This is a genomic window from Ponticoccus litoralis (assembly GCF_039769985.1).
GTDB classification, from domain to species: Bacteria; Pseudomonadota; Alphaproteobacteria; order Rhodobacterales; family Rhodobacteraceae; genus Ponticoccus; species Ponticoccus litoralis.
On record NZ_JBDNCH010000004.1, the window covers coordinates 256,984 to 278,329 of the forward strand.

Consider the following 21,346-nt stretch of genomic DNA (forward strand, 5'->3'; position numbering starts at 1 on the left):
TCGAAAGCTTTCCCGCATGACGCTCGATCTGCCGCTCGCAGGGCTGAAGGTCCTCGATTTCTCGCAATTCCTCGCCGGTCCCTACTGCGCGCTGAAACTGGCCGACCTGGGCGCCGAGGTGGTCAAGGTGGAACGCGCCGGACAGGGCGACCTGTCGCGCTACCTCTATCTGACCGACACGAAGATCGGCGGCGAAAGCACGATCTTCCACGCCATCAACCGCAACAAGCGCTCTGTCGCGGTGGACCTGAAGTCCGGGGCCGACCGCGACCGCCTGCGCGGGCTGGTCGAGGGCGCCGACGTCATCCTGCAGAACTTCCGCCCCGGGGTCATGGACCGGCTGGGCTTTGGTTACGAGGCGGTGAAGGCGATGAACCCCAAGGTGGTCTACGGCACGGTGACCGGCTACGGCGCCACCGGGCCATGGGTCGACCTGCCGGGCCAGGATCTGCTGGCGCAGGCGCGGTCCGGCGTGATGTGGCTGTCGGGCGGGCGCGACGACGGGCCGGTGGCCATGGGCCTGCCCATCGCCGACGTGCTGGCGGGCGCGGCGCTGGCGCAGGGCGTTCTGGCGCTTCTGTACCGGCGGGCGGTGAAGGGCATCGGCGGCTATGTCGAGACCTCGCTGATCGAGGTGCTGGCCGACCTGCAATTCGAGCTTCTGACCACATGGCTGAACGATGGCCGCCGCACGCCGCTGCGCTCTGCCAACAACCCCGCACATGCCTATCTGGCCGCGCCCTACGGCGTCTACCAGACCGCCGACGGTCATGTGGCCATCGCCATGGGCAAGCTGGAGCTGCTGGCGCGGATCACCGGCCTGTCCGCCGAAATCGCCACCGGGGACGCCTTCACCGCCCGGGACGAGATCAAGGCAGGCCTTGCCGAGCGCCTGCTGACCCGGCCCACCGAGCACTGGATGCAGGCCTTCATAGAGGCCGACATCTGGGCCGCGCCGGTGATGGACTGGGACGGCGTTCTGGACAGCGGCGTCCTGCAGACGCTTGAAATGACGCAGGAAATCGCCCGCGACGCGGTTCGGATGCAGACCACCCGTCTGCCCCTGCGCATCGACGGGCAGCGCCCGTCCTCCAGCACCGCAGCCCCGACGCTTGGCGACGCCAACGCGCTGCTGGATACCGGCTGGTAAGGAAGCCAAGGCGCCCGCAGACAGACCCCAATGGGGCCGTCTGCGCCCGGCTCGCCTGTTCTTCAATGCAGGTCAGAAACCTTGCGGCCCCCGCACAGGACGCACTGCAAGGCGCCACGGCCGCAGCCCGCGAAGGCAGGCGGGTTGCTGGGCGTAGATTTGCGCATCCAGCGCTCATGTATCGCCACAAGAACACCTCACAACCTATTTTAATTATTATATTTTTCTTATTGTCCGGTAAGTCTCAATGGTCGCTGGATTCCACCAGAACCAGCAAAGAAGATCTCGCCGGAACTGGTTCACACAAGGGCCGAAAAGGCCGTCGGATCGCGCCTCGCGGATCAACAGGCCTCCACCGCAGGACATACCAGGGAACAGGCCGACCACATCCAAGCGACCGGCGCCGCTCCTGACAACCGCAAGACACGGAACACCGCGCAACGCACCAAAGGCGCGGTGCGCGAAGGCAGGCCGCTTGCCGGGAAAGGCCCGGATCACCCTCATGTGATGCTGTAGATAAACTCAGCAACCAACTATTATAAACGTATAATCCCAGATCACCTCTGAGGCGCGACTGTCTCTGCCTTCCAAAAGCACCAGGAAAAGAAGGTCTCGTCGGACATGGCGCGTACAAGGGCCGCAATGGCGGCGGTTGCGGCCAGGGCAAAAGCGATCCGCCCGATGAGAACCCCGCCGATGTCAGCCCCCAGCGCCAGGACAATCATCGTGTCCTCGATGACGCTATGGGCAAACCCCATGAAGACGCAGGACACAAAAACCTGGCGGGGAGACACGGCGCCGGATCGCGCCTCGCGGATCAACAGGCCGCCGCCGTAGGAAATGCCAAGGAACAGGCCGACGGCGGTCAGGTGGCCCGCTTCGCGCCGGACCCCCGCAAGGCGCAGCACCGGCGCCAGCACCCACATCAACAGGTCCAGCACCCCTGTGTATTTCAGCAGATCCAGCGCCCAGGTGAGCCCCACAAGAATGACAAGCATGGAGATCATGGTCTCTGTCAGGCCGATGAAGAACGCCGCCCAGTCGTCCGGGGCGTTCATCGGAATCCAGAGCGGCTCTGCAGGTGCCGCAAGCCAGCCCGTGGCCGCCAGAACCCGGTGCAGCAGATAGGCGTAGAGCAGGCCACCGGCAACGCGCAATAGCGTCGTGGCAGTCATGCCGGGACCGGCCTTCTGGACGATCTTCTGCTCGATCGGCAGGGCGTGCGCGAACAGCAGAAGCGCCGAGAAGACCGTGATATCCGCCGTGCTCAAGGAGGAGACCGGAACAAGCGCAGAAACCAGCGGAACCGCACCCCAGATCCCGACCACCATACCGGTCAGCCAGGCCAGCCCCAGCTCTGGCGGAAGCCCCACAAGGCTCATGACCGGCGCAAATGCGGGGGCGACGGCCTCGATGACGCCCATGCGCGAAAGCAGCTCTGCCGCGATGGTCACCGGGATCGTGATCCGGGCAAGGACATAGTAAAGTCCAAGCGTTTCCCGCGTCTTATGCAGGACAGTTGAGAGAAACGACATCCGGGCACTCCTTTGCGATGGCTCTGGTCTGATACCTCAGACCACTGGCATTTGCGGTCAAAGATTGCATGAATATGCAATTTTATTGCACAGTGCCGCCAACAGCGGGGATGCACATATGGACCGGATCGACAGAAAGCTTCTGAACCTTCTTCAACGGGATGCCTCGCGAACGAATGTGGAGATTGCCGAGGAGGTCGGCTTGTCGCCGTCCAGCTGCCTGCGGCGGGTGCGGCGGCTGCGCAAGACGGGGATCATTGACCGCGTGGTGGCAATTCTGAACCCCGCCAAGACCGGGCGCGGCCTGAAAGCGCTGGTGACAGTCGAGCTAAAATTGCACGGAGAGCAGCACATGCGGCGCTTTCTTAACCTGGCGGTTGAAGAAGAGGCCGTGTCCCAGGCCTATGCCGTGACCGGCGATACGGATGTGGTCCTGATGCTGGGCCTGCGTGACATGGAAGAGTTCGACGCGCTCTGCGACCGACTGTTCCGCGATCAGACCAATGTTGCGCGCTTCTTTACCATGATGGTCATTCGCACAGCAAAACTTGAGACGGCAGTTGAACTATGATGCGCAATAATATGAAAATAAACGAATAATCAACATATGCCAGAGGAATTCTATTAAGGCACCGGGCCACCTGCACCCTTGGCGAAGGCGGCCCGACACATCATAGGCGCGGCCTGCACAGGCCGCGCCTTTCCGATGCCCGCGCGCGGCTCAGGTATCGTTCTGGCAGACCTGCTTCTGCGTGCCGAGACCTTCGATGCCCAGCTCCACCACGTCGCCCGCCTTCAGGTAGCGCGGCGGGTTGAAGCCCAGTCCGACGCCCGGGGGCGTGCCGGTCGAGACGATATCGCCCGGTTCCAGCGTGAAGAACTGCGACAGGTAGGACAGCAGGAAGGGCACCCGGTAGACCATCGTCGCGGTCGATCCGTCCTGCACCCGCTCGCCGTTCACGTCGAGCCACATGTGCAGCGCGTCGAAGTCGCCGGCCTCGTCCGGCGTCACCAGCCATGGGCCGGTGGGGCCGAAGTTGTCCGAGGACTTGCCCTTGGACCACTGGCCCGAGCGCTCGATCTGGTAGGCGCGTTCGGACACGTCGTTGACCACGCAGAAGCCCGCCACGTGGTCCATGGCATCGGCCTCGGAGACATATTTGGCCTTCTTGCCCACGACGAAGGCCAGCTCGACCTCCCAGTCGGTCTTTTCAGAGCCGCGCGGGATCAGGATCGGGTCGTTCGGCCCGCAGATGGCCGAGGTGAACTTGGCGAAGATCACCGGCTCTGGCGGCACCTCCAGCCCGCTTTCGGCGGCGTGGTCGGCGTAGTTCAGGCCGATGCAGATGAACTTGCCGGTGCGGCCCACGCAGGCGCCCAGACGGGGCGTGCCCTCGACCACGGGCAGGCTGGCCGGGTCGATGTCGCGCAGGGCATCCAGCCGCGTCAGCACATCGCCCGCGATATCGTCCACATGGCCCGAGAGGTCGCGCAGCGTGCCGTCGGCCTCGACCAGGGCGGGTTTCTCGGCGCCGCGTGCGCCGTAACGTGCGAATTTCATGTCTGTTTTCCTTCCTGTCAGGCGGTCCAGCCGCCGTCGATCACATGCACCTGTCCGGTGGTGAAGCCGCTTTCGTCGGCTGCCAGATAGGCCACCAGCGCGGCAACCTCTTCGGGCTTGCCGATGCGGCCCATGGGCTGGCGCCCGATGAAGGCCTTCAGCGCGCCGTCATAATCGCCCGTGGCGCGCAGGCGCTCGTGCAGCGAGGGGCTGTCGACCGTGCCGGGCGCGATGGCGTTGCAGCGGATGCCCTGCGTCACGTAGTCGTTGGCCACCGCCAGCGTCATGCCCGCCACCGCCGCCTTGGAGGCTGAATAGACCAGCCGGTTGACCGGCCCGGTCACCGGCCCCGCGACCGAGGACATGTTGATGATCGAGCCAGCCCCCGCGCCAGCATCCCCGGCAGCAGGGCGCGGATCATGCGAAACTGCGCCTTGGCGTTGAGGTCGAAGGCAAAGTCCCACTCGTCCTCGCTGGCCTCCAGAATGGTGCCGTTGTGCACGACGCCCGCACAGTTGAAGAGCACGTCCACCGGGCCGACCGCCTCGGCGAAACCCGCGATCGCCGCGCCGTCCAGCACGTCCAGCCGCTGCGCCTCGATCCCTTCGATGGCGTTCAGCTCTGCCAGCGCCGCCTCGTTGATGTCGGTGGCGATGACGCGCGCGCCCTCTGCCGCCAGCCGCTCTGCCGCGGCGCGTCCGATGCCCTGTCCCGCCGCCGTCACGACGCAGGTCTTGCCGTCCAGTCTTTTCACGTCTGTCTCCTTGGTTACGCCGCGGGCAGGCAGGCCGGCCCGATCGGCGCGAAAGTCTTGTAGGTCAGGATGAATTCCCGGTGCCCCATGGCCTCGGACCGGGTCTGCTGCCCGCCCGCCACCGCCAGCACCAGGTCGCGGATCTCTTCGCCGACGGCATCGATGCTGCGCAGGCCTTCGATGATGTCGCCCGCGTTGACGTCCATGTCGTCGGCCAGCGCGCGGTAGGTGTCGGGATTGGCGCAGATCTTCACGACCGGCGAGATGGCCGAGCCCACAACCGAGCCCCGCCCCGTCACGAACAGCGACAGATGCGCGCCACTGGCGATCATCTCGACGATCTCGGCATTGTCCGAGATATTGGGAAAGCCGAAGCGCACGTCGCCGTCCGGCACCACGTCCATCAGGTAAAGCCCGCCGCGCGGGGGATGTCGCCGGGCTTGATCAGCCCGCTGATGGGCGACTCGCCGGATTTGACATAGGCGCCGAGGCTTTTCTCCTCGATGGTCGACAGGCCCCCGGCGGCATTGCCCGCCGCGAAGGATCCGTAACCCAGGGTCGCGTAGTAGCGTTCCGCCTTCTGCACCGCCGCGCGCAACGCCTGCCCTAGTTCGGGGGTCACGGCGCGCTCGGCCATGATCTCTTCGCAGCCGATCAGCTCTCCGGTTTCCTCGAAGATGCAGGCCGCGCCCGCGCCGACCAAAAGATCGAAGGCCCGCCCAGCCGCCGGGTTGCCCGAGATGCCCGAGGTCCCGTCAGAGCCGCCGCAGACCGTGCCGACGATCAGCTCGCTGAGGTCCATGGGCACGCGGCTCTGCGTGCCGATCTCGGCCAGCGCGCCGCGCACCCAGTCGCGGCCCGCCTCGACGGTGGACATGGTGCCGCCCGCCTTCTGGATCACCAGCGTCTTCACCGGGCGGCCCGATGCGGCAACCGCGTTCGAGGCGCGCACCTTGTCGAAGCTCTCGCAGCCCAGCGAGACAAAGAGCACCGCGCCGACGTTGGGATGGGTGCAGAGCCGCTCCATCATCCGGGCCGCGTATTCGTTGGGAAAGCAGCCGGGGAAGCCGATCAGCTGCACGTCGTCGTCGGGGAAGCCCGCGACGACCTTAGAGGCGACGAAATGCGCGCATTCCACAAGGTAGGCCACGACGACGGTGTTGCGGATGCCCTTGCGCCCGTCCGCGCGGGGATAGCCGGTCAGGGTCATTGCGCCACCCCGGCGCTGACCCCGTCCGCGTCCTGAAGCGCGTGGGTCGGCGTGTAGTTCGAGCGGATGTTGTGCACGTGGACGTGATCGCCCGGCGCGATGGCCTCTGTCGCGGTGCCGATGGGCAGGCCGTACTTCAGGATCGTGTCGCCCGGCGCGATGGCGTGGCGGGCGATCTTGTGCGCCAGCGGGACCGTCCGCGTCAGCCGCACCGCACCGCTGTCCAGCGCGACCTCTGTCCCCTCGGGCGCGGCCCGGCGCGCCACAAGCACGTTGTCCGCCGCGTGCAGCAGAAGGAAAGGCCCGGTCATCCGCGCATCTCCACCATATAGATGTGATCGGCGACCAGCGCCGTCTCGCCGCCCTGCTTGGTCACGGTCAGCCGTTCGGTCACGCGGTCGAAACCGGGACGCTTGGGCATCTCTTCCTTGGCCGTGATCTCGACCCGGCTCTTGATCGTGTCGCCGATGAAGACCGGCGCGACAAAGCGCAGCCGGTCATAGCCGTAGGAGAAGGCGACCGGGTTGATGATCGTCGCGGTCAGCCCGACGCCGATGGTAAAGACCATGGTGCCATGGGCGATGCGCTGCCCGAAGGACAGCGTCTTGCAGAACTCGGCGTCGAGGTGATGCGGAAAGAAGTCGCCGGAATGCCCCGCGTGCACGACGAAATCGGTCTCGGTGATTGTGCGGCCCACGGTCTCGCGGCCCTCGCCGATCTGGTAATCCTCGTAGTATTTGACCTGTTCAAGCATCAGGAGCCTCCTTGATCGGATGCATGGGGGTGGCAGAGCTGTCGTAGGCGGCCTCGACCAGCGCCATGGTGTGCCAGGCGTCCTCGGCAGAGCCCTCCAGCGCCTCGTCCAACCCGGCGGCGAAGCGCTGGACCTGCGCAAAGCGGCCATGGAAGGCGGCGATGAACCAGTTGCCCTGCAACGGCACCTCTTGCCAGCCGTCGCCGGTGTTCAGCCACAGCTCGTCCGGTTCGCCCTTGGGGTAGTCGAGGTTCACGCCCAGCTTCATGTAGGCCGCGCCCTTGGTGCCGCAGATGCGGAACTCGCAGGCCTGGAACTGCCGCCCGAAGGCGTGGTTGTGGTTGATCGACAGCGCGCAGCGGGCCCGCTCGCCATAGTCCAGCATCATGGTCGAACGGGTGTTCGACACGGTCGAGGACGGATGCCCCACCGTGCGCGCGTGGATGCCCTGCGGGTTGCCCATCAGGTCGCGCACGAAATCGAGGTAATGGATCGAGTGCAGCAGGATCTCGACCCGGGGCAGCTTCAGCAGGAACTCCCAGAGGTGCCAGGGCGTGTCCAGCGCCAGCCAGGCGTCGAAATCCACGATCTCGCCCAGAAGGCCCTTGGCGACCGCGTCCTTCAGGGCAAGGCTCATGGGGGCGAAGCGCAGCTGAAAGTTCACGGCGGCGCGGATGTTCTTGCGGCGCAGAATGCGGATGATCGCGTCGGCCTCGGCCAGATCGGCGCCCAGCGGTTTCTGGATGATCGCGATGGCGCCCTCTGGCAGCGCCTCGAGGATGCCGGGGATCGCGGCGGGCGGCACGGCGAGGTCGTAGATCACGCGGCCCTGCCCCGTCGCGTCCGCCATCGTGCTCAGCGCGCGGGTGTCCCACTGGCCCGCGACCTCCGCCGCCTTGGCGTGGTCCGGATCGTAGATCCCCGCCACCGGCACGCCAAGGTCGCGGTAGGCGGGCAGATGCGCGTCGGTCACGATGGAGCCGGAGCCGAAGATCACCACGGGCGTGACGGTTTCGGGCATCTCGACGCTTTGTCTCAGGGTCTCAGTCATGATGAAAAACCTCGTTCAGTTCGGCCCACCATGCGCCGTCGGCCCGCGTGTCCAGCGGGCGTTGCAGTGGCTTGCAGCGGTCCCACCACTGCTGCGTCACCGGGTCGGCGGCCATGCGGGCCATATCAGCGTCGAAATCCTCGCCCACATATTCGAAATAGGCAAAGAGCAGGTTCTCGGGCTCTTTCAGGAAGATCGAGTAGTTGCGGATGTTGCAGGCGGTGATCGTCTCCAGAACCTGCGGCCATGCGGCGGCGTGCAGCGCCTTGTACTCGGCGATGGCCTCGGCCCCGATGCCGATGAGTTGTCCGTGTCGTTGCATCTATCCCTCCCGTATCTCGAAGGCGCTGCCTTCGGTGGTCAGCGCCGCCAGCCTGTCGCGGTCCCAGTCGATGCCCAGCCCCGGTGTCACGGGCGCCAGCGCCTCGCCGCCCTCGCGGGCCATGGGGGCGGCGATGTCGTCAAGCTGCGGGATGTATTCCAGCCAGGGCGCATTGGGCACGGCGCAGACGAGGCTGACGTGCAGCTCCATCAGGAAATGCGGACAGATGGCGAGGTTATGCGCCTCGGCCAGATGCGCGACCTTCAGCCATGGCGTGATGCCGCCCACCCGCGCAACATCGGCCTGCACGATGCCGCAGGCCCCGGCGGCGATGTAGTCGGCAAACTGGCCGGGGGAATAAAGGCTTTCGCCCACCGCCACCGGCACCCGTGATCCGGCCTGAAGGCGCGCGTGGCCCGCGATGTCGTCCGAGGGCAGCGGTTCCTCGAACCAGCCGATGTTGAGCGCCTCCAGCATGGGCACCCGGCGCAGCGCCTCGGGCGCGGTCATCGACTGGTTGGCGTCGGTCATGATCTCGTAGTCGTCGCCCACCGCCTTGCGCACCGCCTGCAACCGCGCGGCATCGCCCGCGACCGAGGGTTTGCCGATCTTGACCTTCGACCCCCGGAAACCCTGCGCCTGCGCCGAGAGCGCGTCCTCTGCCAGCGCCTCGGGGGCGATGTGCAGCCAGCCGCCCTCGGTGGTGTACATGGGCACGCGGGACTTGGCCCCGCCCGCCAGCCGGTGCAGCGGCAGGCCGGTGCGGTGCCCGCGCAGGTCCCAGAGCGCCGTGTCCACCGCCGCCAAGGCCAGCGCCATGATCGGCCCGACCGCCGTCGCGTGGCTGAAGAACAGGAGGTCGCGCCAGATCGCCTCGATCGCCTCGCCCTCCTGCCCCATCAGGCGCGGCAGAAGCGTGTGCTGCAGGAGCGCCAGCACCGAGGGGCCGCCGTCGCCGATGGTATAGCTGTAGCCCATGCCGGTCGCGCCGTCGGCGTCGGCAAGCTCGACGAAGATGGTTTCCTGCGCCTTGAAGGACTGGATGGCGTCGGTGCGCAGAACCTTCGGTTCCAGCACCACCATGAAGGCGCGCGCCTTTGTGATCCGGGCCATGACCTACCCCTCAGCGCGGCGCCAGAGGCCGCGTCGAAGAGGTGGCACTTGTCCAGCATGATCTGGAAGCGCATCCGCTCACCCGCCTGCACCGGGCGCGGGTTCAGCATCTTGGCCTGCACCTCGACCCCGGCGAGTTCGGCAAACAGCAGCGTCTCCGTGCCCAGCGGTTCGGTCAGCGTCACAGCCATGTCGATCTCTGCCACCGGCCCGGTGGCGGGCAGCGCATGGCCGACCGGCATGATGTTGTCGGCCCGCATGCCCAGCTGCACCGCCTGCCCCTCGGTGACGCGGTGGCCGGGCGGCAGGGGCACCGCCGTGCCGTCCGCCAGCACCACGGTGTCCCCCTGAACGCGGCCTTCCAGCAGGTTCATCGGCGGCGAGCCGATGAAGGTCGCCACGAAGGTGTTGACCGGCGCCTCGAAGACCTCCAGCGGGCTGCCGATCTGTTCGATATGGCCGTCGCGCATGATCACGATGCGGTCGGCCAGCGTCATCGCCTCGACCTGATCGTGGGTCACGTAGACGATGGTGGATCGCACCTTCTGGTGCAGCTTCTTGATCTCGACCCGCATCTGCGTGCGCAGCTTGGCGTCGAGGTTGGACAGTGGCTCGTCGAAGAGGAAGACCTCGGGGTGGCGCACGATGGCGCGGCCCATGGCGACCCGCTGGCGCTGCCCGCCAGACAGCGCGCCGGGTTTGCGATCCAAGAGCGGCACCAGCGACAGGATGCCCGCCGCCTCGTCGACCGCGCGGTCGATCTCTGCCTGCGGGCGCTTGGCGATCTTCAGCGAGAAGCCGAGGTTCTCGCGCACCGTCATATGCGGGTAGAGCGCGTAGTTCTGGAAGACCATCGAGATATTGCGGTCGCGCGGCGGCAGGTCGTTCACCACCCGGTCGCCGATGGCGATCTCCCCGCCCGAGATGTCCTCGAGCCCGGCGACCATCCGCAGCGTCGTCGACTTGCCGCAGCCAGACGGCCCGACCAGCACCACGAACTCTCCGTCCTCGATGTCGAGATTGATGGCATGGACGACCTCTAGGGTGCCATACCGTTTGACCACGTCACGCAGGTGAACCTGAGCCATGTCTTATCCTTTCACGCCGCCGAAGGTCAGGCCGGCAATGAGGTGTTTCTGTACGAGGAAGGTCAGGATGAGCGCGGGGATGATCATCAGCACCGCCAGCGCGCACATGCCGCCCCAGTTGAGGGTGAACTCCGCCTGGAAATCCAGCAGGCCCACGGGCATCGTCTTGGAGGTGACCGAGCGGGTCAGCTGCGCCGCCAGCGCGTATTCGTTCCACGAGGTGAGGAAGGCGAAGATGCCAGCACTGGCGATGCCCGCCTTGGCGACCGGGAACTCCACCTGCCAGAAGGCCTGCCAGCGCGTGCATCCGTCGATCTGCGCGGCCTCGGCCAACGAGGGCGGCACCTGCCGGAAGAAGCCGTCGATCAGCCAGATCGTGAAGGGCACATTCATCGCCACATAGGCGAGGATCACCCCGAAATGCGTGTCGATGATGCCGATCCGCGCGAAGAGGATGAACAGCGGCAGCGACAGCGCCACCCCCGGCACGGCGCGGGTGCACATCAGGCCGACGAAGATCCAAGCCTTGCCCTTGAAGCGGTAGCGCGCGAAGGCATAGCCCCCCGCCATGCCGACCAAGAGCGCGATGGCCGTCGAGGTGACCGAGATGATCAGCGAGTTGCGGAAATAGGTCAGCACCGGCACGCCGCCCTCTCCGACCCCGCCGAACATGGCGCGGTAATGGTCGAGGTTCAGCTCGTTCGGGATCCAGACCGGCGGCTTGGCCATGATCTCGACCGTGGGCCGGAACGAGTTCAGCACGATCCAGAGCCCCGGCACGCAGAGCACCAGCATGGCGAGGAACAGGCCGAAGAGGTGCAGCGCCTTCAGCGCGCGGCGGCAATTGCGGTGGGTTGCATTGCTGGCCATGATCTCAGCTCCCCATGCCCAGCTCTGCCCGCGCGGCGGTCAGCTTGCGGAAGAAGAAGACGGTGAAGAAGATCGCGAGGAAGATCGAGATATACCCCATCGCATTCGCATAGCCCATTCGGGCGTCGACGTAGCCGGTGCGTCCTATGAGCGTCCACAGCAGTTCCGTCCGCCGGGCGGGGCCGCCGTTGGTCATGATCTGCACGATGTCGTAGGCCCGCGCCACGTCCAGCGACCGGATCGCCATGGCGATGTAGATGAAGGGCATCAGGAAGGGCAGCGTCACGAAGCGAAAGCTTTGCCACGGGGTGCAGCCGTCGACCTTGGCCGCCTCCAGCGGGTCCTGCGGGATGGCGTAGAGCCCGGCAAGGATCAGGATGGCGAAGACCGAGGTGGCGGTCCAGACCTCTGCGAAGATGATCGAGAACATCGCGAGGTTGCCGTCCACCAGCCACGGGATGGCGATGTCGGTGATCCCCAGCGACTGCAGCGCGTTGTTCACCAGCCCGACGTTGTCGTTGAAGATGAACTTGAACTGAAAGCCCACGAGGATCGGCGAGAACATCATCGGGAACATCATCATGGTGCGCAGCGCGCGCTGGCCGCGCGTCACCTTGGACACCATCAGCGCCAGCCCCAGCCCGAACAGCATTTCAAGGTTCAGCGCCACGGTCAGCAGCAGCACCGTGCGCCCGAAGGCCGCCCAGAACTTGGCGTCCGTCAGCGCCTTTTCGTAGTTGAAGGTTCCGATCCACTTGTACAGGCTGTCGGGCCGCGTCAGCTTGTAGGGCGTGAAGCTGGAGTAGAGCGACAGCAGCAGCGGTATCATTACGACGGTACCGCAAGGATCACGATGGCTGGCAGCAGAAGCACCAGCCACGGGGGCAGTTTCAGACGTGTCATGGGGGCTGGTCCTTGGATTGGCGGGGGCGATGGATGCCGCCCCCGCTCGGGCGTCAGTAGACGCCTTCTTCCTGCATCAGTTCGTCGACCGCGTCAGAGGCATCGGACAGCGCCTCGTCCACCGTCTTGTCGCCGAGGATGGCGGCCTGAAGTTCCGGGTAGATCAGGTTCGTCGCCTCGATCCAGTATTCCGTCGGCGGCACCGCAAAGGCGGTCGCGGCGGTCTCCTGGAAGGCGGCGAGGACCTCGGCGCGGTAGGGATCGTCCTTGGCCTCTTCGGCCACCCACTCCCAGACCGCCGTGCGCGAGGGCAGCGGCCCGGCGCTGCTTTCCAGCTTCTGGCTGTCCTCGTTGGTCAGGAAGTCCACCAGAGAGGCCGCCGCCTCCTTGTTGGCGCAATCCTCGGTGACCGAGAAGCCGTGGAAGCCCGACCAGCCGCTGCGCACACCCGCCGAGCCCTTGGGCGCCGGGGCCATGCCGACATTGCCCGCGACCTTCGAGGACGAAGCGTCGTTGAAGAAGGCCGCCCAGCCCGGCCAGTCGAGGTTCAGCGCGATGGTGCCCGAGGCGAAGCCGTTGCCGAGGTCGTCCCAGAGGTAGTTGGTGGTGCCCGCCGGAACCGCGCCGGATTCGTAGAGGTCCACGAACCATTGCAGCGCCTCTTTCCCGGCGTCCGAATTGAACGCGGGCGAGAAGTCGTCGTTGAAAAGCGCGCCGCCATTGGCCACCACAAGCTCGTAGAAGCGACCGACGATGGCCTCGTCCTTGCCGGCGTATTGCGTGCCGTAGAAGTTCGGCGGATTGGCGAAGAAGATCGCCTGATCCTTCACCTGGTCCCATGTCTCGGGCACCGCCAGCGGGTAGCCGTATTCCTCTTCGAAGGCCGCGGCCCGGTCGGCATCCTCGTAGAGGTCCTTCTGGTAGTACAGCGCCGAGACGTCGAACTGCGCGCGCGGCAGCATCACCAGCTTGCCGCCCAGTGTGGCCGCCGCGATATTGGCCTGCACGAAGCCGTCCACGGTTTCCTGCGGCACCAGCGCCGAAAGGTCGGTGTAAAGCGAGGGATACTGCGAGGCGAAGGACGAGTGGTTCGAGCCCACGCACCAGTCGGTGGTGCCCGCCGCGATGTCGGACTTGAATTCCTTGTCCAGCTCGAAGTGGTTCTTCTTCGAGATCACGTTGACCGTGGCGCCGGTCATCTCTTCCCACGCGCTGATGCGCGCATAAAGCGCCTCGTACTGCTGGCCGCCGATCAGCTTGGCGTCGATGGTCACGCCGTCGAACTCTGCCGCCTGCGCGCCCGTGGCAAGAACCGTCGTCAGCGCGATCAGCGATGCGCCCGTCATTCTGGCTGTCATGGTCTTCCTCCCGTTTCGATCCGTCTCGCGTCCCGAACATCCCGCGACCCCGGACCTTCGACCGGCGGGACTTTCATATCCAGAAGCTACTTTTATATCTAAACTTGACTTTCACTTGTGAGTCAAGCTGAACTCGGGGAAAGCGCTTGCGGGTGCGGAACCCTACGCCCGCCCGCAAGCGCGACACCAAGGAGGAACACCATGATTGCCCTGTTCGACACCCACCTGCATCTCGTCGACCGGGAGCGCATTCATTACCCTTGGCTGAAAGACGTGCCCGCGCTGGACCGCGACTGGACGCTGGCCGACTACCAGAGCACCGCCCGCCGCATCGGCATCGAAGGCGCCCTGCACATGGAGGTCGATTGCGACCCCGCCGACATCGCCAAAGAAAACGCATGGGTCGCGGATATGATGGCGCAGGACGGCAGCCTGATCCGGGGCGCCATTTCCTCGGCGCGGCCCGAGGACGACGGCTTCGAGGCCTTCCCGGACACCCTCGACCGGAGTGTGGTGAAGGGCATTCGCCGCGTGCTGCATGTGGTGCCGGACGAGGTTTCCACCTCGAACCGCTTCCGCGCCAATGTGGGACGGATGGGCGCGCATGGCCTGCCCTTCGACATCTGCATGCTGGCCCGGCAGCTGGATCTGGCCGCCGCACTGGTGGACGCCTGCCCCGACACCACCTTCGTCATGGACCACTGCGGCGTGCCCGACATCGCCGCCGGTGCCTTCGACGACTGGGCCGCCGCGGTGTCGCGGCTGGCGGAACGTCCGAACGTGAACGCCAAGATATCCGGCATCACCGCCTACGCGGCGCCGGACTGGACGCTGGACAGCCTGCGCCCCTACGCCGAACACGTCATCGGGTGCTTCGGCTGGGACCGCGTGGTCTGGGGCTCTGACAGCCCGGTCTGCACGCTGAATTCCTCGCTCGACCAATGGGTCGCCGTCACCCGCGCCCTGCTGTCCGAGGTCTCGGAGACCGAGGCCCGCGCGCTGGCGTCCGGCAACGCCCGCCGCATCTGGGGGCTGTAACCCCGGGCGCGCCGACCGCTGTTGCAGGCAAGGGGAAAGCCGGGGCGGCCTGACCCCGCCGGGCTGCGATCAAGTCCCTGACCGCAGCCCGGCGCGGGCCTTCAGCCCTCGGCGCCGTCGCGATGCGCCATCAGGATATCGACGATGGCCGGCATCTGCCCGGCCACCATCTCGGGGCCGGTCTGAACCCGGTGCCCCCGGGCGCGCGCCGCGACGATCCACGGCGTCTCTAGCCGGTTCGGGCACGATATCCGCCACGAAACAGTCCCGGGGCAGATCCTCCAGCGGCCAGGGATGGGCGGTGTCGCCGTTCATCCCGACCGGCGTGGCGTTGCAGACCAGCGCGGCGGAAAAATCCTCCGGTCGCGCGGACAGGACCTGTCCCTGCGCCGCCAGCCGGTCGAGCAGGGCGGTCTGCCGGGCCCTGTCGCGGTCGGTGATCACCAGCCGCGCGCCGCTCTCTGCCAGCGCCAGGGCAATCGCCGCGCCCGCGCCGCCTGCCCCCACAAGCTGCACGTCGCGACCCGCCGGATCGAACCCGTTGGCCCGCAAGGCCGCGACGAAGCCCAGCCCGTCGGTCATCTCTCCGTGCAGCTGTCCGTCCGCCGTGCGCCGCACCACGTTGCAGGCGCCGGTCAGCCCCACCGCCGGGGAAACGCTGTCGACCAGCCGGGCCACCGCCTGCTTGTGCGGGCAGGTGACCACCGCGCCCAGACAATTGCGCCAGCCGCGCAGGGCCTCCAGCGTCGCGGGCAGGGCCGCCTCGGGCACAGCGACCGGCAGCATGACCGCATCGGTCCCCGTGTCCCGCGCCCATGCCGCAAAGCCCGCGGGCGCCTTCACCTGCACGATGGGATCGCCCAGCATCAGGACGAAGCGGGTCTTGCCGCTGATTGCCATGCCGGTCATCGAAGCCACCGCGCCCGCTGCTCGGCCCCGTATCCTGTCCATGTCCCCACGCCCTGCACCCCCGAAACGCCCATTCAACCAACGGCCCCCTTTCCCGCACCCCCGCGGCAGGCGCAAGCCCCGCCAGCCCCCAAGGCGAAGGCTCCGGCGCATCCGGTAGGCAGTCCGGACATCCGCCACCGCGCCGGGACAGACCCGTGACCGGCGCGGCGCTCAGTCCCCGCCGACCCGTGCCAGCAGGCGGCGGCGCTCGCGCAGCGCGAACCAGACCGACAGGCCGAGGAACATCGCCGTCAGCAGGTACAGCGTGACCGAGATCGGGCTGGCGATCAGGATGCCCCAGTCGCCGTCCGAGATCGACATGGCGCGGCGCAGGTTGCGCTCCATGTCGCCGCCCAGAAGCAGGCCCAGCACCAGCGGCACAAGACTGACGTCCAGCTTGCGCAGGAGGTAGCCCAGCACGCCGAAGATGATCATCAGTTCCAGTGTCGAAGGTCGAGTTCGAGATCGAGAAGACGCCGACAAAGCTGACCGCCGCGACGATGGGCATCAGCGCCCATGTCGGCACCATCATCAACCGGCTGAACAGCCCGATCATCGGCAGGTTCAGGATCAAGAGCGCCACGTTGCCAAGGTAGAGCGAGGCCACCAGCCCCCAGACCAGATCCGGCTGGCGCTCGAACAGCAGCGGGCCGGGCTGGACGTTCAGGCTGATCAGCATGGCCAGCATGACCGCCGTGGTGCCCGACCCCGGCACACCCAGCGACAGCATCGGGATCAGCGCCCCACCAGAGGCCGCGTTGTTGCCCGCCTCGGGCGCCGCGACGCCGCGCGGATCGCCCTTGCCGAAGGTGCCGTCCTTGTCGCTGGCCTGCTTTTCCATCGAGTAGGACATGACCGACCCAAGCGAAGCCCCTGCCCCCGGCAGCACCCCCGCGATAAAGCCCACGACAGAGCCGCGCAGGATCGCCCAGCGGGTTCGCCAGATCGTGCGGACATCGGGAATCCAGCTGTCGATGCCGATCGGCTTGGCCCGGTCCCGCACCGCCTTTTCAAGGATCATCAGGATTTCCGAGATCGCGAACAGCCCCACCAGCGCGACGATCGCGTCGATGCCGTCATACAGGTGGTAATTGTTGAAGGTATAGCGCGGGATGCCCGAGATCGGGTCCAGCCCCGCCGTGGCGATCATCAGGCCCAGCAGCGCCGACAGCAGCGTCTTGCGGGGGTCGACCCCGGCGATGCCCCCGATGGTGACGAAGGCAAGGATATAGAGCGCGAAGTAATCCGCCGGGCCAAAGTAGATTGCCATGCGCGCCAGCATCGGCGCGAACAGCGTCAGGCCGATCACCGCGACCGTGGCTCCGACAAAGCTGGCGACGCCGGATATCGCAAGGGCATCCGCCGCCCGGCCCTGCTGCGCCATGGGATAGCCGTCCAGCGTGGTCATCACGGCGGGCTCGTCGCCGGGGATGTTCAGCAGGATCGAGGAAATCCGCCCGCCGTACATGCAGCCGAAGTAGACCGAGGACAGCAGGATCAGCGACGAGGTGGCGTCGAAGCCGAAGGCGAAGGTCAGCGGGATCAGGATCGCCACCCCGTTGACCGGGCCCAGCCCCGGCAGCGCGCCGATCAGCGTGCCCGCGAAGCAGCCCAGCAACAAAAGCGCGATATTCAGCGGTGTCAGCGCAACGGCAAAGCCGTGGGCGAGCAAAGAAAAGGTTTCCATCGTGGCGCGGTGTCCTGCGTTCTAGGGCGTGTCGCCTTTGGTGTGGCGGTCCATGGGTCTGCAACGGGGCCGGAACGCCCCGTCCCGGGCGGCGGTTCTAGCCGAACCAGCGCCCGAGAAAGGCCAGCGGCAGACCAAGGACCTGATCGAAAAGCGCCCAGAGGCCCGGCGCGATCACCGCCCCCAGCAGCGCGGCTTTCAGCGGTGCGCCGCCCAGCACGATCCCCAGCCCGGCGATCAGAAGGAAGGTCGCCAGCGGAAAGCCCAGCGGCAGCAGCAGGAAGGCATATCCCACGAGGATCGCCAGGGCCGCCGCCTGCCGCGCCATGTGGCTGCGGTCGGGCCAGTCGACCTGTCCCGAGGGAAAGACCACCAGCGAGGCCGACAGGATCATCGCGGGAATGCCCACGATCACCGGAAAGACCGAAGGCCCCAGCACATCGCCGAAATTCGCCGTGTAGCCCTGCCCGTACCAGGTATAGAGCGCCGCGATCACAAAGATCGCGACGCCGGCTATCCTGACGGTCATTCAATCACGCCGATATCGCGCGAGATGTCCGCCATGACCTTTTCCTGTTCCATGACGTAGGCCTCGAACTCTTCGCCGCCCCGCCAGATCGGGACCAGGCCGAACTCGACCGCCGCGCTCTGCCAGTTCTCAGAGTTGTAGAGCGTTTCGAGGTTCGCGACCCAGGTGTTGTACTCTTCGTCCGAAACCTCGCCGCCGGTGTAGAGGCCGCGCCAGTTGTAGCCGGTGACGTCGATCCCCTGCGAGGCGGCGGTCGGGATGTCCGGGAAAGCCGGGATCGGCTCGTCCGAGAGCGCGGCGAGGATGCGGATATCGCCGGATCTCGACGAAGCCCGCGATCTCGCCCGGGTCGGTCGACACCACGCTGATCTGGCCGCCCATCATCTGCGTCACCGCATCGGTGCCGCCGTCGAACTGCACCCAGCGCAGGTCGCCAAGGCTTTCAAGGCCACCTTCGCGGGCCACCATCAGCAGGCGGATATGGTCCCAGCCACCGGCCCCCGACGAACCCGCCGTCACGATGGAACCGGGATCGTTGGCCATGATCTCTGTCAGCTCGGCCAGCGACTGGATCGGGCTTTCATCGTCCACCGCGATCACGCCCACGTCGGCGCCCAGCATCGCAAGGTAGCGGACCGCGTCCACCGGCGCCGGATAGCGGCCCTGCGCGATCTGCGTGATGCCCACGGTCGAGGTCGCGACGATCAGCTCGGCATCCGCCGGGCGCTCGTTCACGACCATGGCATAGGTCACCGCGCCGACGCCGCCGGGCATGTTGGTGACCTGCACGTTGCCGTCGACAAGGTCGAGTTCCGTCAGGATGCGGTCGATGGTGCGGCAGGTGAAATCCCAGCCGCCGCCGGGGTTGGACGGGGCAATGCATTCCGCCGCCTGCGCCGGGGCGCCTGCCGACAGGCCAAGCGAAAGCGCAAGGCCGAAAGCGAGTCGAGGTGATCGTAAGGTTTTTCATGTGTTACTCCTCCCAGAGATAAAAGGGAGGAAAGGGCATGTTACGTTCGTTTGCAAGCGCTCCGGTCCCCTGGCCCGCATGAAAGTGGCCGGTTCCGGCAGCAAGCGGACCCGCCGGAGCGGGCCGGCCTGTCTTTTCGCGGCCCCCCGCAAACCGGACCGGGCCTTCCCGGGATCGGCGCACGCGCCGCAGGGGCCGGGGCGCCGCCGCGCTCCTTGACACCGCTGGTGAACCCTGTGCGTGATTTGCCAACAATGGCGCGACATGTCACCGGCGGCCCGCCGCCCAGACCGAAAGGACCAGCCCCATGGCCAGCACCGCTTCCGTTCCTGAAGGCAGCCGGATCACCGTCTGCGAGGTCGGGCCCCGCGACGGGTTCCAGAACGAAAAGACCTTCATTCCGACCGCGAAGAAGATCGAGATCGCCAATGCGCTTTTCGCCAGCGGCCTGCGGCACATGCAGGTGACATCCTTCGTCAGCCCGCGCGCCGTGCCTCAGCTGGCGGATGCCGAAGAGGTGCTGGCCGGGATCGACCGGCCCGAGGGCGCATGGGTCACCGCGCTGGTGCCCAACCTGCGCGGTGCGGAACGGGCCGCCACCTGCAAGCTGGACGCGGTGCACACGGTCGTCTCGGCCTCCGAGACGCACAACCTGAAGAACGTGAACCGCCCGGTCGACCAGTCGCTGGACGAGTTCGGCGCGGTCTTCGAGGTGCTCAAGGCGGCGGGCATCGGGGTCGAGGGCGGCATGGCCACCGCCTTCGGCTGCCCCTTCGAGGGTGTCGTCCCGCCCGAGCAGGTGGCCCGCATCGCCCGCCGCTACCAGGAGCTTGGCGCCGACAGCGTGTCGCTGGGCGACACCACCGGCATGGCCACCCCGCAGACCGTGCGCGCCGCGATCCGGGCCATCCGCGAGGCGGCACCGGGGCTGGAGATCCACCTGCATTTCCACAACACCCGTGGTGTCGGCCTTGCCTGCGTGATGACCGGCCTTGCCGAGGGTGTGACCCATTACGACGCCGCCGTGGGCGGGCTGGGGGGCTGCCCCTTCGCGGCCGGGGCGACCGGCAATATCTGCACCGAGGACCTTGTCTACCTGCTTCAGGAAAGCGGCTACGAGACCGGCGTCGACCTTGATGCGCTGATCGGGGCGGCGCTGCTGACTCAGGACCAGATCGGCCGCCCCCTGCCCGGCCAGGTGCTCAAGGCCGGTCCCCGGCTGAAGCGCCACGACCCGAAGCTGACCGTGACGGCCGCCGGATGAGCGCGCCCGCCCCCCTGCCGCTGTCCGGTGTGCGCGTCATCGACCTGACACGCATCCTTTCCGGCCCCTTCTGTTCGATGATCCTTGGCGACCTGGGCGCGGAGGTCGTGAAGATCGAGACGCCCGGCGGCGATCCGGTGCGCAAGCAGGGCCACCGGGTCGAAGGCCTGTCGTGGTACTTCGCCGGGTTCAACCGCAACAAGTCCTCGGTCGAGCTGGACTTGCGCAACCCCGAAGGCGTCGCCGTGCTGGAGCGCCTGCTGGCGGGCGCCGATATCCTGACAGAGAACTTCCGCCCCGGCATCCTCGACCGCATGGGCCTGACCGAAGAGCGCCTGCGCCAGATCAACCCGGAGCTGATCGTGGTCAGCGTCAACGGCTACGGCAGCGACGGGCCCTATGCCGACCGCCCGGCCTTCGACTTCATCGCGCAGGCCATGTCGGGTTACATGGCCACCAATGGCACCCCCGACACCGGCCCGCTGCGCACCGCGCCGCCGATCACCGATGTCGTTGCCGGGCTTTATGCCGCGCTTGGCGCCGTGGCGGCCCTGCGCGGGCGCGAAAACGGCGGACCGGCGCAACGGGTCGAGGCCTCGATGATGATGTCGATGATGTCGATGCTGGCCTATCTGACCTCGAACGCTCTGGCGACGGGCCGCGACCCGGTGCCCACCGGCAACGACCACCCCATCGCCTCGCCCTACGGGTTGTTCCGGGCCTCGGACGGCGACATCGCCGTGGCGCCCTCGACCGACCGGATCGTCGAGAAGTTCCTTGGCGAGCTGGGCCTTGGCCACCTGCTGACCGACCCGCGCTTTGCCTCGAACGAGGTGCGGCTGCGGCACCGGGCCGAGCTGAACGCGCTGATCAACGAAGCGCTCGCCCACGACACGCAGGAGGGCTGGATCACGCGGCTGAACGCGGCGGGTGTACCCTCGGGCCGGGTGCAATCGGTCACCGAGGCGCTGGCCGATCCGCAGGTCGCCGCACAGGACATGGTGCTGCGGGTGCCGCACGAGGGGCGCGGCGAGGTCGGCATGATCGGCTTTCCGGTCAAGTTCTCGAAGACGCCCCTGCAGGTCCGCCACCCGACGCCCGAGCTGGGCGCCGGGGGCCGCGACGCGCTGCGCACCGCCGGTTTCGACGAGGCCGAGATCGACGCGCTGGTCGCGGCTCGGCGTGCTGGGCGCCGGAACCACCTGAGGCGCTGCCGGAACCGCGCCCCGCAGCCTTAA

The 21,346-nt window shown here is 67.0% G+C and carries 18 protein-coding genes and 4 pseudogenes; 5 read left to right on the forward strand and 17 right to left on the reverse strand.

The genetic code is table 11. From position 1 onward, the window contains the following. Positions 1 to 16 precede the first annotated feature (16 nt). Positions 17 to 1,150 (forward strand): CaiB/BaiF CoA transferase family protein, encoded by a 1,134-nt coding sequence (locus tag ABFB10_RS21835; protein WP_347168333.1) that lies wholly within the window; start codon positions 17 to 19, stop codon positions 1,148 to 1,150. 557 nt (positions 1,151 to 1,707) lie between these two features. On the opposite strand, the gene ABFB10_RS21840 is transcribed toward ABFB10_RS21835, so the two are convergent. Next, positions 1,708 to 2,685, reverse strand: coding sequence for a nucleoside recognition domain-containing protein (locus tag ABFB10_RS21840; RefSeq protein WP_347168334.1), 978 nt, complete (start codon positions 2,683 to 2,685; stop codon positions 1,708 to 1,710). Positions 2,686 to 2,803: 118 nt separating this feature from the next. On the opposite strand from ABFB10_RS21840, the gene ABFB10_RS21845 reads away from it, so the two are divergent. Continuing rightward, positions 2,804 to 3,256 (forward strand): Lrp/AsnC family transcriptional regulator, encoded by a 453-nt coding sequence (locus ABFB10_RS21845; protein ID WP_347168335.1) that lies wholly within the window; start codon positions 2,804 to 2,806, stop codon positions 3,254 to 3,256. Between the two features lie 150 nt (positions 3,257 to 3,406). Here ABFB10_RS21845 and ABFB10_RS21850 read toward each other — a convergent pair whose 3' ends face one another. The 12 genes and pseudogenes from ABFB10_RS21850 to ABFB10_RS21910 all read right to left on the reverse strand — a co-directional run bounded on the left by ABFB10_RS21850 (position 3,407) and on the right by ABFB10_RS21910 (position 13,669). Beyond that, positions 3,407 to 4,246: a fumarylacetoacetate hydrolase family protein gene (locus ABFB10_RS21850; protein ID WP_347168336.1), complete on the reverse strand. Its 840-nt coding sequence runs from the start codon at positions 4,244 to 4,246 to the stop codon at positions 3,407 to 3,409. 17 nt (positions 4,247 to 4,263) lie between these two features. Beyond that, a pseudogene (locus tag ABFB10_RS21855) lies at positions 4,264 to 5,000 on the reverse strand (SDR family oxidoreductase). Between the two features lie 14 nt (positions 5,001 to 5,014). Next, positions 5,015 to 6,210, reverse strand: a pseudogene (locus ABFB10_RS21865) (UxaA family hydrolase). Beyond that, positions 6,207 to 6,521, reverse strand: a complete 315-nt coding sequence (locus tag ABFB10_RS21870; RefSeq protein WP_347168339.1) for a UxaA family hydrolase — start codon at positions 6,519 to 6,521, stop codon at positions 6,207 to 6,209. Before ABFB10_RS21870 ends, ABFB10_RS21865 begins: the two are co-directional and overlap by 4 nt. Continuing rightward, positions 6,518 to 6,964 carry a MaoC family dehydratase gene (locus ABFB10_RS21875; RefSeq protein WP_347168340.1) on the reverse strand — a complete coding sequence of 149 codons (447 nt, stop codon included), beginning with the start codon at positions 6,962 to 6,964 and terminating at the stop codon, positions 6,518 to 6,520. Before ABFB10_RS21875 ends, ABFB10_RS21870 begins: the two co-directional genes overlap by 4 nt. After that, positions 6,957 to 8,015 (reverse strand): Gfo/Idh/MocA family protein, encoded by a 1,059-nt coding sequence (locus tag ABFB10_RS21880; protein WP_347168341.1) that lies wholly within the window; start codon positions 8,013 to 8,015, stop codon positions 6,957 to 6,959. Before ABFB10_RS21880 ends, ABFB10_RS21875 begins: the two co-directional genes overlap by 8 nt. Then, the gene (locus ABFB10_RS21885) at positions 8,008 to 8,337 is read right to left on the reverse strand and encodes an L-rhamnose mutarotase (RefSeq protein WP_347168342.1); all 330 of its coding nucleotides are present in this window, start codon (positions 8,335 to 8,337) and stop codon (positions 8,008 to 8,010) included. The genes ABFB10_RS21880 and ABFB10_RS21885 overlap by 8 nt, the downstream gene beginning before the upstream one ends. After that, positions 8,338 to 9,420, reverse strand: a complete 1,083-nt coding sequence (locus ABFB10_RS21890; protein ID WP_347168343.1) for a mandelate racemase/muconate lactonizing enzyme family protein — start codon at positions 9,418 to 9,420, stop codon at positions 8,338 to 8,340. A 38-nt stretch (positions 9,421 to 9,458) separates the two neighbouring features. Next, positions 9,459 to 10,538 (reverse strand): annotated as a pseudogene (locus ABFB10_RS21895) (ABC transporter ATP-binding protein); the annotation flags it as partial. Positions 10,539 to 10,541: 3 nt separating this feature from the next. Continuing rightward, a complete protein-coding gene (locus ABFB10_RS21900; protein ID WP_347168344.1) occupies positions 10,542 to 11,408 on the reverse strand; it encodes a carbohydrate ABC transporter permease in 867 nt (288 codons plus the stop codon). 4 nt (positions 11,409 to 11,412) lie between these two features. Further along, on the reverse strand, positions 11,413 to 12,237 hold the full coding sequence (locus ABFB10_RS21905; RefSeq protein WP_347168345.1) for a carbohydrate ABC transporter permease: 825 nt from the start codon (positions 12,235 to 12,237) through the stop codon (positions 11,413 to 11,415). Between the two features lie 127 nt (positions 12,238 to 12,364). Then, on the reverse strand, positions 12,365 to 13,669 hold the full coding sequence (locus ABFB10_RS21910) for an ABC transporter substrate-binding protein (RefSeq protein WP_347168346.1): 1,305 nt from the start codon (positions 13,667 to 13,669) through the stop codon (positions 12,365 to 12,367). Positions 13,670 to 13,870: 201 nt separating this feature from the next. Here ABFB10_RS21910 and ABFB10_RS21915 point away from each other — a divergent pair, with 201 nt between their 5' ends. Continuing rightward, complete coding sequence (locus ABFB10_RS21915; RefSeq protein ID WP_347168347.1) at positions 13,871 to 14,707, forward strand: amidohydrolase family protein; 837 nt, start codon at positions 13,871 to 13,873, stop codon at positions 14,705 to 14,707. Positions 14,708 to 14,776: 69 nt separating this feature from the next. On the opposite strand, the gene ABFB10_RS21920 is transcribed toward ABFB10_RS21915, so the two are convergent. From ABFB10_RS21920 to ABFB10_RS21935, 4 genes and pseudogenes are all read right to left on the reverse strand, one after another. Beyond that, positions 14,777 to 15,658 carry a shikimate dehydrogenase family protein gene (locus ABFB10_RS21920; RefSeq protein WP_347168348.1) on the reverse strand — a complete coding sequence of 294 codons (882 nt, stop codon included), beginning with the start codon at positions 15,656 to 15,658 and terminating at the stop codon, positions 14,777 to 14,779. A gap of 171 nt (positions 15,659 to 15,829) precedes the next feature. Continuing rightward, positions 15,830 to 17,345: pseudogene (locus ABFB10_RS21925) on the reverse strand (tripartite tricarboxylate transporter permease). A gap of 97 nt (positions 17,346 to 17,442) precedes the next feature. Beyond that, entirely contained in the window at positions 17,443 to 17,874 is a 432-nt protein-coding gene (locus ABFB10_RS21930; RefSeq protein WP_347168349.1) for a tripartite tricarboxylate transporter TctB family protein, read from the reverse strand. 129 nt (positions 17,875 to 18,003) lie between these two features. Next, complete coding sequence (locus ABFB10_RS21935) at positions 18,004 to 18,663, reverse strand: type 2 periplasmic-binding domain-containing protein (RefSeq protein ID WP_347168350.1); 660 nt, start codon at positions 18,661 to 18,663, stop codon at positions 18,004 to 18,006. Positions 18,664 to 19,151: 488 nt separating this feature from the next. Between ABFB10_RS21935 and ABFB10_RS21940 the strand changes: the two genes are divergently transcribed. Both ABFB10_RS21940 and ABFB10_RS21945 read left to right on the forward strand, forming a co-directional pair. After that, positions 19,152 to 20,108 (forward strand): hydroxymethylglutaryl-CoA lyase, encoded by a 957-nt coding sequence (locus tag ABFB10_RS21940; protein WP_347168351.1) that lies wholly within the window; start codon positions 19,152 to 19,154, stop codon positions 20,106 to 20,108. Further along, entirely contained in the window at positions 20,105 to 21,346 is a 1,242-nt protein-coding gene (locus tag ABFB10_RS21945) for a CaiB/BaiF CoA transferase family protein (protein WP_347168352.1), read from the forward strand. Before ABFB10_RS21940 ends, ABFB10_RS21945 begins: the two co-directional genes overlap by 4 nt.